Source organism: Bacillus sp. JJ1503, assembly GCF_036965125.1.
Lineage (GTDB): Bacteria > Bacillota > Bacilli > Bacillales > Cytobacillaceae > Cytobacillus.
Genome location: NZ_JBALOZ010000009.1, coordinates 4576 through 15759, shown reverse-complemented (window position 1 = coordinate 15759; position 11184 = coordinate 4576). Strand labels below are relative to the sequence as shown.

At 38.0% G+C, this 11184-nt stretch carries 12 protein-coding genes and 1 pseudogene; 9 read left to right on the top strand and 4 right to left on the bottom strand.

Annotation, left to right across the window (positions count from 1 at the left end; genetic code table 11):
- Positions 1–260: 260 nt before the first annotated feature.
- Complete coding sequence (locus tag V7149_RS01135; RefSeq protein ID WP_335343846.1) at positions 261–1049, top strand: phosphotransferase family protein; 789 nt, start codon at positions 261–263, stop codon at positions 1047–1049.
- Here V7149_RS01135 and V7149_RS01130 read toward each other — a convergent pair.
- On the bottom strand, positions 1037–1315 hold the full coding sequence (locus tag V7149_RS01130; protein ID WP_335343845.1) for a YtzH-like family protein: 279 nt from the start codon (positions 1313–1315) through the stop codon (positions 1037–1039). The two genes, V7149_RS01135 and V7149_RS01130, sit on opposite strands and share 13 nt — an antisense overlap.
- A gap of 209 nt (positions 1316–1524) precedes the next feature.
- On the opposite strand from V7149_RS01130, the gene trmB reads away from it, so the two are divergent.
- Positions 1525–2163 (top strand): tRNA (guanosine(46)-N7)-methyltransferase TrmB, encoded by a 639-nt coding sequence (gene trmB, locus V7149_RS01125; protein ID WP_335343841.1) that lies wholly within the window; start codon positions 1525–1527, stop codon positions 2161–2163.
- A 105-nt stretch (positions 2164–2268) separates the two neighbouring features.
- Positions 2269–3114, top strand: coding sequence for a YtnP family quorum-quenching lactonase (locus V7149_RS01120; RefSeq protein WP_335343840.1), 846 nt, complete (start codon positions 2269–2271; stop codon positions 3112–3114).
- Positions 3115–3176: 62 nt separating this feature from the next.
- On the opposite strand, the gene V7149_RS01115 is transcribed toward V7149_RS01120, so the two are convergent.
- Entirely contained in the window at positions 3177–3491 is a 315-nt protein-coding gene (locus tag V7149_RS01115) for a PepSY domain-containing protein (RefSeq protein WP_335343839.1), read from the bottom strand.
- Positions 3492–3655: 164 nt separating this feature from the next.
- On the opposite strand from V7149_RS01115, the gene V7149_RS01110 reads away from it, so the two are divergent.
- Entirely contained in the window at positions 3656–4729 is a 1074-nt protein-coding gene (locus V7149_RS01110; protein WP_335343838.1) for a M42 family metallopeptidase, read from the top strand.
- Positions 4730–4840: 111 nt separating this feature from the next.
- Positions 4841–5350, top strand: a complete 510-nt coding sequence (locus tag V7149_RS01105; RefSeq protein ID WP_335343837.1) for a DUF84 family protein — start codon at positions 4841–4843, stop codon at positions 5348–5350.
- A 35-nt stretch (positions 5351–5385) separates the two neighbouring features.
- Here the strand turns inward: V7149_RS01105 and V7149_RS01100 are convergent, their stop codons facing one another.
- Positions 5386–5832, bottom strand: coding sequence for a YtoQ family protein (locus V7149_RS01100; protein ID WP_335343836.1), 447 nt, complete (start codon positions 5830–5832; stop codon positions 5386–5388).
- A gap of 201 nt (positions 5833–6033) precedes the next feature.
- Here V7149_RS01100 and V7149_RS01095 point away from each other — a divergent pair, with 201 nt between their 5' ends.
- Positions 6034–6543: a hypothetical protein gene (locus V7149_RS01095; RefSeq protein WP_335343835.1), complete on the top strand. Its 510-nt coding sequence runs from the start codon at positions 6034–6036 to the stop codon at positions 6541–6543.
- 96 nt (positions 6544–6639) lie between these two features.
- On the opposite strand, the gene V7149_RS01090 is transcribed toward V7149_RS01095, so the two are convergent.
- A complete protein-coding gene (locus V7149_RS01090) occupies positions 6640–8205 on the bottom strand; it encodes a methyl-accepting chemotaxis protein (protein WP_438824072.1) in 1566 nt (521 codons plus the stop codon).
- An 839-nt stretch (positions 8206–9044) separates the two neighbouring features.
- On the opposite strand from V7149_RS01090, the gene V7149_RS01085 reads away from it, so the two are divergent.
- From V7149_RS01085 to V7149_RS01075, 3 genes and pseudogenes are all read left to right on the top strand, one after another.
- The gene (locus tag V7149_RS01085; protein WP_335343833.1) at positions 9045–9362 is read left to right on the top strand and encodes a thioredoxin family protein; all 318 of its coding nucleotides are present in this window, start codon (positions 9045–9047) and stop codon (positions 9360–9362) included.
- Positions 9363–9455: 93 nt separating this feature from the next.
- Entirely contained in the window at positions 9456–10259 is an 804-nt protein-coding gene (locus tag V7149_RS01080) for a DUF1444 domain-containing protein (RefSeq protein WP_335343832.1), read from the top strand.
- Between the two features lie 152 nt (positions 10260–10411).
- A pseudogene (locus V7149_RS01075) lies at positions 10412–11184 on the top strand (hypothetical protein); the annotation flags it as partial.

Sequence of the window (11184 nt, the reverse complement as noted above, 5' to 3'; positions counted from 1 at the left end):
TTTCCGTGAGGCTCGTCTTATGCTTATCGGGGGTGACCACAAAGGAAGGCTTCTGCGAATATTCATCGCAGGAACAATTGTCCTTTAATTGTTCCGAAGGCGCTTCCGCTTTTCTAATAAGCAGTTGGTAGCCTTTATGTATGTACATCATGATGAGGCTTGTACGCTTTTTTGTCTAGCTTCAGTGGTTTAAAAGCCGCTTACGCTTTTCTATAACAGCTATTTGCATAAATGGCTTACTAAATTGCAGGTGAACAATGTTGGAAGAATTATTTGGACAAGAATGGGAGATCGTCCCTGCTGGGGGTGCAACGGGGAAGGCTTTTTTTGCCAAGCATGAAGAGCAAAGATTGTTCCTGAAAAGGAATTCGTCTCCCTTTCTCGCAGTATTATCAGCCGAGGGAATTGTTCCTAAGCTTGTTTGGACGAAAAGGCTTGAAACCGGTGATGTTATTACGGCCCAGCAATGGTTAAATGGGAGAGAGCTCAAACAAGCAGAAATGAATAATGAACGAGTGGCAAAGCTGCTCAAAAAAATCCATAGTTCAAAACCTCTGCTTGGCATGTTAAAAAGATTAGGAAAATCCCCAATTTATCCAAATATGCTATTGCGCATGATTGAAGAGCAAATAGATGGGGAGCTTAGACAGAATCAAACAGTTATTGTTTCCCTTGAGTTTCTTAGGAAAGAATTACTGAATATACAATGTGATGAGAATACGGTATGTCATTGCGATGTCAATCACAACAACTGGCTGCTTACAGAAAACAACCAGCTGTATTTAATTGATTGGGACGGGGCTATGATTGCAGATCCAGCGATCGATCTAGGCATGCTGCTCTATTGGTACATCCCTAAGAGAGAATGGGCAGACTGGGTCAGCCGATATGGACTAACTCTAACGGATGATTTACTTTTAAGAATGAAATGGTATGTCATTGCGCAAACTCTCACATCCATCCAATGGCATAAAAATAAACTTCGGTTCCAAGAAATGGAGAAATGGCTCCAATTTCTAACAGGTATTATTGGTGGCTATGAGAATTGATTGATTTCGTCCACCCATTGTGAAAGTTCTGATTGATGGGCTTCAATATGATTGTCTAATTGAGCGGCTTGGCTTCCATGCTGACTGTAATAATAAATTTCTTCCAATACGGATTGTGAATATTGATCAAGACCTGGCTGCATCATAAGTGATTTTACGAGCCTTTTTAATTGTTCACATTCAGAAACGGATCCACAGCAGTCCATTTGATGATTGTTTAATATATCTTTCAATAAATTTAATTTATCTTGATGGCTGATCGGCATCATGATCACTCCCTGTAAAGATTAAGCAGTGGATAATAAACAAGAGGAATTCATTTTAGGTTGTGAATTCCCTTTTTTATTTATACATGGCCTAATATTCTAGTTTTCCAGCTTCAGCCCCCTGATCAATGCGCTTCCACATTTTAGTGTTGCAAAGGTTCATATGGGCATGTTATGGTTTGAACGATATTATTTAGCAGGAGGTCTGTATGAGACAAAGAAATAAACCGTGGGCAAAGGAAAGACTTGGGCAGTATCCCCAATATGTCATGTCTGCCCCTGAACAAAATAAAGGAAACTGGCAGGATGTATTCGAAAAGAAACAGCCTCTTCATATAGAAATCGGTACAGGAAAAGGTCGCTTTATTACAGGAATGGCTAAGGCTAACCCGAATATTAATTATATTGGGATTGAATTGCAGGATAGTATCATTGTGACGGCGCTTGATAAAATCATCGAAGATGAGTTGACCAATGTAAAGCTGATGAATGTTAATGCAGCCGACCTTCGGGAGTTTTTTGAGGCGGGAGAAGTGGATAGAGTGTATTTGAATTTCTCAGATCCTTGGCCAAAAACCCGCCATGCGAAAAGAAGATTGACCTATAAAACATTCTTAAAGAATTACGAGGAAATTCTTGTGAAAAATGGCGAAATTCATTTCAAAACTGATAATCAAGGATTGTTCGAGTTCTCATTAATGAGTTTTTCTGAATATGGCCTGCTTCTTAAGGACGTAAGCTTAGATCTTCATAATAGTGGGTTTGAAGGCAATATTATGACAGAATATGAAGAGAAATTTTCAAAAAAAGGAAATCGCATCTATCGATGTGAAGTCCAATATCGATAAAAAAGCTTATCACTTGGTAAGCTTTTTTCTTTGAGATCAAGATTCGAAATATTTCTACTAGTAAAACACAAATGATAAAATATATGCAATACAGGAGGGGAATACATGGAGACAATGCAATTGCAAAATACAAAGCTGACATGGCTGCATGGCGGAGTAAATTTCCTAGATGGAGGAGCGATGTTTGGAGTCGTTCCGAAGCCGCTGTGGTCTAAGAAATATCCTTGTAATGAAAAAAATCAAATTGAACTCCGCACAGATCCTATTTTGATCCAGGCAGAAGGAAAAAATATTTTAGTGGATTCTGGATTAGGAAATGGGAAATTAACTGAAAAACAAAGACGTAATTTTGGTGTAATTGAGGAATCACAAGTAGTAAAGGATTTAGCAGAACTAAATATTAAACCTTCAGAAATAGATTATATCCTAATGACCCATCTGCATTTTGATCATGCATGTGGTCTAACTAATCCGATCGGCGATACGTACAGTTCGGTTTTTCCAAATGCCAAAATCATTGTTTCGCAAACAGAATGGGATGAAATGAGAGACCCAAATATTCGCTCTCGTAATACATATTGGAAGGAGAATTGGGAGACTCTTAAAGATCAGGTCACTACTTTTGATCATGAATGGTCATTAGGCTCTATAAAAATGGTGCATACAGGCGGACATAGCGATGGGCACTCCATTATTATCATTGATGATGGAGATGATATACTCATTCATATGGGCGATATTATGCCAACCCATGCTCACCAAAATGTCTTATGGGTGCTTGCCTATGATGACTATCCAATGGACTCGATTTGGGCAAAGGAAAAATGGATCCAATATGGTTTGGAAAACAACGCCTGGTTTACTTTCTACCATGATGCTTTTTATCGAGCGGTCAAATGGGACAAAGACGGCCATTTAGTAAAGAAACTAGATAGAATTCGTGAAAAATAAGAAAACTGCACCTCTACTTATTTACAATGGGAGGTGCAGCTTTTTTGAATACCGTTCCAGATTTAAGCGAGCCTATAGGCGTCCAGAATCGTTCCTGTTTTGGCATCAGCAATAAACTCATATTGTTCTGTCTCTTCACCTGTATATCTGGATATCCCACCTCGATATACATCATACTTAAGCTGATCCTTTTGATACGGCTCCGTTTGCATATGAATCCAAGATCCGCTAATAGGCCCCTCATTCTTAAATGCATTCTTTGCATTTGACAGTGCTCTTTCAGGTGAAACGGCTGTCTTTTGTACAAGCAGCTCCCTTGCGGCATACCCGCCTGCTAAGCCAACCCCAACACCTAATAAAAATGATTTCCAGTTCATAAGCATCCCCCATTGTAAAATAACGTAACAAATTATATCTCTGTACTATCTTATCAAAGAAATAGCTTGGATAAAAACTGAATTAGTGGTAAGCAATCAAAAAGTTCTGTAAAATAATAGAAGCATACATAAAATATATGGAAGAAAAATAAAGGAGCAATCTCATGAACGAAAAAACACTACAACTTTTTAAAACATTAACTGAGCTTCCAGGAGCGCCTGGAAATGAACATTTAGTTCGTCAATTTATGAGGGAACAGCTTGGCCAATATGCAGATGAAATTGTCCAGGATAAGCTTGGAAGTATCTTTGGAGTGAAAAAAGGAGACGAAAATGGCCCAACTGTAATGGTTGCAGGCCATATGGACGAGGTAGGCTTTATGGTGACCTCCATTACGGATAACGGCATGCTGCGTTTTCAAACATTAGGTGGCTGGTGGAGTCAAGTTCTATTGGCTCAGAGAGTTCAGGTTATTACTGATAATGGCCCTGTGATTGGAGTCATTGGTTCCATTCCTCCACATCTTTTAGATGAAGCTAAGCGCAGTAAGCCGATGGAAATTACAAACATGTTAATTGATATTGGTGCGGATGACCGAGAAGATGCAGAGAAAATTGGAATTAAGCCTGGTCAGCAAATTGTTCCAATCTGTCCATTTACTCCAATGGCGAATGAAAAGAAAATCCTTGCAAAAGCATGGGATAATCGCTATGGCTGTGGCTTGGCAGTAGAACTTCTTGAAGCAGTTAAGGATGAAAAGTTGCCTAATATCTTATATTCAGGTGCAACAGTTCAAGAAGAAGTAGGCCTTCGTGGTGCGAGAACAGCAGCAAATATGATTAAACCAGATATTTTCTTCGCATTGGATGCAAGTCCGGCCAATGATATGTCTGGAAATAAAAATGAGTTCGGCCAGTTAGGAAAAGGAACTCTTCTGCGCATCTACGATCGTTCAATGGTGACTCATCGTGGAATGAGGGAGTTTATCCTAGATACAGCCGAGACAAATAATATTCCATACCAATACTTTATTTCCCAAGGCGGGACCGATGCTGGAAGTGTTCACCTTTCCAATGAAGGGGTTCCAAGTGCAGTAATTGGTATTTGCTCACGCTATATTCATACTCATGCTTCCATAGTTCATGTGGATGATTATGCTGCTGCTAAGGAATTACTCGTGAAGCTTGTTAAATCTTGCGACCGCACAACTTTAGAGTTTATCCGTCAAAATAGCTAAGTGTGAAAAGCAGTGATATAGCTGACGAAGCATTTCATGTGCAGAAAGATAAGCGAAAAGGGGCAACCTAGTTGTTGCCTTTTTTTCTATACCAATAGAGGAGCAGGCATTATGAAAATTATCATAGGTTCGAAAAATCCAGCAAAGGTATCAGCTGTCAAATCCGTTTTTCAAAACGATCAAACAGAATTTATTTCAGTTAATGTTCCGTCTGGTGTGAGTGACCAGCCTTTTTCAGATGAAGAGACGATTAAAGGGGCAATCAATAGAGCATACAGTGCATTAGAAGCAGGTGGCGGGAATATAGGCATTGGTCTTGAAGGTGGTGTACACGGGACGGAGTACGGGTTATTTCTATGTAATTGGGGAGCATTGGCAGAAGAAGGAAAACCGCCGATCATTGCAGGCGGGGCTAGAATATCTATTCCAAAAGAGGTTGCGGACAGATTGCTTGAGGGGGAAGAGTTAGGTCCAGTTATGGAGAGATTTACCGAAAAGGAAGATGTCCGCAAAAAAGAAGGAGCTGTGGGAATATTTACAAATGGACAAATCAGCCGTTCAGAAATGTTCACACATGTTGTTAAGCTTCTTGCTGGCCAGTATGAATATAGGAAAAAATAAAGGAGATAGCAGCCTATCTCCCTCTCAAACACATCCTATTTTTCATCAAAAATATATGCTAAAACTTTAAGCGCTTGATTGACTGTTTCAACGGTAACACTTGCTTTGTTAGAAAGCTCCTTTAATGGATGATGGAGCTCTTCTGGGCGGATGATGATAAGGGGTTTGCTTAAAGCAACGGCAGCACTCGCATCCATGGCTGTATTCCACTGTTTGTATTTCTCTCCAAATAAGGCAATTACAAGATCAGATTTTTGCATTAATAATTGTGTTCTTAAATTATTTATTCTTGAAGCTGCTTCATCACGGTAAATAGCATTAGGCTGTTTGCCAAGTATTTCTTCCCCGATATAATCAGATCTGTCGTGATTTTCCATCGGACCAACGAAATGAAGGGGAAGTTTAAGTGATCTCGCTTCTTCTTTTAGCTCTTCCCGCCAGTTTGAGTGAATTTCCCCAGCTAAGTATACTGTTAATTCCATGTGAATTCCTCCTTATATTATGATAGTGAGCGTTAACTGATCATATTGTTAATACCGCCCACCATGAACGCTCTCTGATATATTTTACCATTAACTCCAATTAGTTTCCTTTGTTTAAAGGTATTAGGGTTGCCAGATGACTGATGAGAAATGTATGATAGAAAAGGATGAAGGTTTTTCCTATGCAAGGAGGAAGAAAGTATGATAAACCATTCAAAAGCTGCCTTGCTCTTGTTTGTTGTTGTTTTACTGCTTAGTGCTTGTTCTGCCTCATTAACAGAAGAGCAAACTGCTGCAAAGGATGAAGTTGGTGAATCGTTCAAAATAGATCCGAAAGCAACAAATAATGAAAATGAAGATATAAAGTTCTATTTGCCTTTTGGGTTTGAAGTGAACAAAGAGACGCCTAATAATATTATTTTAAAGAATGGTTCGAAGACATATATTCTATTTTATAATCCGCATGAAGGGCCTGAAAGTAAAGTCATTTACGAGGCAGCCTTAAAGCAAAAGGAATATGACTTTAAAGAAACATTTTCTACAAAAGACGGGCATTTTGGCTATTTATTAATTAAAAATGCTGACAATCAATTAAATGAATTGACTATAGGTGTAGGCGGGGTTAAAATTACAACACAATCGAAAACCAAAAATCTATCAGCTGAAGCAGTTAATATGGCAGAAATTATTCAGTCAGTTAAGATGAGGTAAAGAAAGCTTGAATAATCATCTGTGTCATGCCTTTCTAACAGCAAAAAAAGCTAAGCATTCGCTCAAATGAAATGCTTAGCTTTTTTATTTATTTATTTATCTATTTTTTTGTAATTTTGATTTCAGGTTGTTTAAAATACTCTTTAATTTGGAGCGGCTATTTCCAGCATTCTCGAATAACTTTTCATCAGTTGAATCAAGCCTGAACTGGTTCACCTCTAGTTTAAGATCACTAGCAATGACACTAAGGTCAGTTGCTGCTAAAGTTACCTTCGAAATGGCCTCAAGCTGTGTTTCACTTGATGCTGCTACTTCCTCAGAAGCTGCTGCAGAGTCTCGAGAAACGGTAAAGACCTCTTGAATCCGTTCATTCAATACATGGTTTGTAGCTTGTACATCTTTTACAGAGGCACCAATTGTATTTATTTTTTTATGGATACCATTTACATGTTGGACGATTGTTTCAAAAGCCAGTTTTGTCTTATGGACAGATTCACTTTGAAGAAGCTTATATTCATTAAAGTGCTCTGTTTCATTCATTAGCTTCTCCATAATTTCATTCATAGAAGAAACAAGTGAATGAATTTCCTGTGCCTCTTGTTTTGACCGTTCTGCTAATTTTCTCACCTCAGAAGCAACGACTGCAAATCCCTTCCCAGCTTCACCAGCTCTTGCTGCTTCAATTGCTGCATTTAAGGCTAATAGATTTGTATTATCAGCTAGATCCTGTATTGTATCAACAATCGATGTAATATGACTAGATTGCAAAGCAGCCTCACTAACCTTTTCATTTACATGATTGGCAAGGTGTAGAAATTGATCAGAAATGTTCTGGAGATTTTGGACGGTATTAATTCCGTTATGCCCTTCCTCCTCAGTTAATGCGGCCTCTTCTAAAATTTCATAGCTCAAATTTTCAGTATGGTAAATCGCTTTAGAAACTTTTTCAATCTCTTTTCTGCTCTCTTCTAAATGAGAGGATTGGCTCTCAGCCCCAATGGCGATCTGTTTAATAGCCGCATCCACTTCATTTGCCTGTGCTGTTGTTTCTTCTGAAATCGCGGCCAGGTTTTCGGAAGATGCTTGGAGTTGGGTTGAGGATTCTAGTATTTGAAGAAAGGAATGCTGAACCCTTTCAGCCATATGATTGAATGTACGAGCAAGCTCACCCATTTCGTCCTTTGCTATTGCGGGAACCCGATAGCCCAAATTCCCATCACCAATTTTCTCAGCACCAGCTCTTAGAAGAGTAATAGATTTAGTAATGCCCTTTGATAATAAAAATCCGCCAATCACCAATGCGATAACAAGAGATAAACTTATGGCATAAATTAAATATGTATAAAATGCATTTTGTTTTTTTAGCTCATTTTGAATGTTTTGCTGATTTGCAATAATGCCTCTTTGGACCTCGCCAGCTGCTTGTTCGATTAACCTTGCTTCTTCATCAAACAGGATGATAAATTCCTCAGTTTGCTGAAAAGAGGTATGGATAGCATCTAAAGCATTATTGTATTCCGTTAGCCATCTTACTAGGTATGCTTTAGAGCTGCTATTAAGATTTTCGCTTACTTCTAATTCGCTCTTAAACGCTTCGCCAGAATGGATAAATTGCTGGTACGATTCTTCATTTCTCGTAGCCAAATACTGTTTCTCATACATCCTCATCAGTAAAAACTGTTCATCAATACTAGGGTTTTTTAGCAATTTAGTCAGATTACTTATTTGATTTGCCGTAATGGCAATTTGCCCTTTAAGGCCCTTATCATCACTATAGCCAATTTCCTTGTACATTTCCGATAAAATAATGAATTTCTCCAGGTAAGAATCTGCATTTTGATTGACGTTTTCAAATTGATCCTTAATCTTCTCATTTTCTTGTTTTTCACTCATTCTGCTTGACTCAGATTTCACTCTTAAAATACTTTGCATAACAAGCTCAGCAACAAGCTGATCTGGTGCTCTTAAGAACTGCTGTTCATATTTTCTAGTCATCGCAAAGTTATAAATAATTTCCTTACTTCCATCAACTATTGAAAGTAAGGCAGTTTCTTTTTCCCTGCTTTTGTCTTGAATCGTTTGAAGAATAAAATTGAAAGAAAGTAATAAAATAAGTCCTCCGATAGTTAAAAGCAAAACTAGTCCCAGTTTGACGCGAATGGTTTTCAAACTGTCCACCTCACTCGTTCATAAATTGTTCGAAAAATTTAAATATTATCTAATTATAGAACTATTTTCCTGTTATGACAATATGTGATAGTATTCGAATCAACCATTTGGACTATGGAAAGAAACGTTGCTGTTGCAGGGATGGAAACGAGCGGTTTTGAAGGTAAAATAATGGCGTTTAAAACAATAGGAATTGGGCTAGATTTAATCTTGAAAATGTTTTAATTGCAAATTAATGGTCCAGTCGTGTTAAGTTTGATATTATCTGAATATATGAGAAAAAAGCTGGATTTGATTTCGTATTATGAAAATCCACACTGGAGGAGAAGGAAATGAAAAAGCTTGAATCTATGGAACAATTTGAACAGCTAAGAGATAATGGGAAGCATATCTTTATGTTTTCTGCCGATTGGTGTCCAGATTGCCGTGTGATTGAACCAATCTTACCTGAAGTTGAAGCAAAATATCAGGAATTTACGTTTATATATGTAGATCGAGATGATTTTATTGATCTATGCGGCCAGCTTGACATTTTTGGCATTCCAAGCTTTATTGGTTATAAGGATGGGAAGGAATTAGGCCGATTTGTCAGTAAAGACCGCAAAACTCAAGAAGAAATTGAGAATTTTATTGAAAAACTTGAGAAGTAATATTTGATGGACTGATTCGTAAGGGGTCGCCCTAACATATAATGGGGTCTGGCCCCTTTGCTTGTAAAAAGTTCCTACAAGGAGGAACCTGTAATGAAAATGGATAGTTTAAAAATGAAAAAGGAATTGGAGAAACGATTAGCGAATGTGAATCGTACTTTTTCTTTTGACAGGAAAAAAGATGAGCTCCGCATCGAAAATAAGCAATCTGGAAAGGGTATCACAATCTCTTTACCAGGGATTATTGCAAAATGGGAACTTCAGAAGGAAAAAGCAATTGATGAGGTTGTATATTATGTGGAGGAAGGCTTGCAAGCAATGGATGGGTCCCCTATTCAGCTGTCAGGTTATGAAAAAAACATCTTCCCAGTTATTCGTTCAACTTCATTTCCGATTGAATCTGAGGAAGAAATCCCATTTTTAACAGATGATCATACTGCAGAGACAAGAATTTATTATGCCCTGGACCTAGGTACTACCTACCGCTTAATAGATTCTAGCCTCATTCAAAAGGAAGGCTGGGTTCCAGAACGTATAAAGGAAATTGCCTTATTTAACGTTCGATCACTGCCAACCGATTTGAAAAGTGACACAGTTGCTGGAAATACGTTTTATTTCTTAAATAAAAATGACGGCTACGATGCCAGCAGAATTTTAAATGATGCCTTTCTTAAAGAAAAGGCAAAGCAAATGAAAGGCACAATGGCTGTGGCTGTACCGCATCAGGATGTGTTAATTATTGCTGATATTATGAACGACACCGGTTATGACATTCTCTCAGAGATGACTATGAGCTTTTTTGCAAGCGGCAGAGTACCTATCACAGCCTTATCCTTCCTTTATGAAAACGGGGAGCTGGAACCAATATTTATCCTTGGTCAAACTAAAAAGAAATAGAAGACTTAATTTTAACTAAAGGGATCACATAAATGTGGTCCTTTTTACTTGAAAAAATTGCCCCAATAGACTCAATCTCTTATTTTTTCTCCAATTTCCGCGAAATACTGTTAAAATGGAAAAGATAGAATTAAAGAAAGAGTTGGTATAAATTGAGTTGGATTAGAAAGCTATTTCAAATGTTCAAAAATGACGAGCATAAGAATAATGATGACCAAGATTTTATGAGTCAAGATCAGCTAGATAGATCTGATATGAACAATCAAATAGAACCTTCTAAAGATGTTAATGCTAAGGTGTTATATCAATATCCTAAAGGACAATTTCGTTTTCCGCTGATTCCAGATGAAAAACATGGGCCAGGAAAAAGAGAGCCTAGATTAAAAAGGGAAGAAAGGCCACAGGCTGCACGCAATCCCGAACATAGACCCAATAGAAACGAACCCTCGCTCAAGGAGAAGAAGGTTCATAGTGTAAAAGAAAAAAGGGAAGCATCTCCAAGAAAAGATCCCTTTCGCCCAACTGAAATTCCATCGCCCATCTATGGATTTGAACGTCCAATAACTGTAGAACCTATTAAACGAACGAAGCAATCACTGAATAAATATGAGCCAAAAAACATTACTTACGATGATATTAAGAAAAAACTTGCAAATGGGCGCAAATCAGCATCAGAGGATTTAAACTCTTTTGTTGATTCTTTAATGGAAGACCTGACTAAACAGCCTGAACATGCAGAGCCGTTTATAGAGAAAAAGCAGGATTCGGATATGGAGGAATTACAGGAAAAAGAATTCCTAATTGCAGATCATTTTTATAGAGAAGCTGAAATAGAAGAAGCTGTGGCTTTATTTGCTGAAGAGCCAGCAATTGAAGAAAATGAAGAACAGCTAGCACCTGAGGAAACAGAAGAGCAACCAGTAGC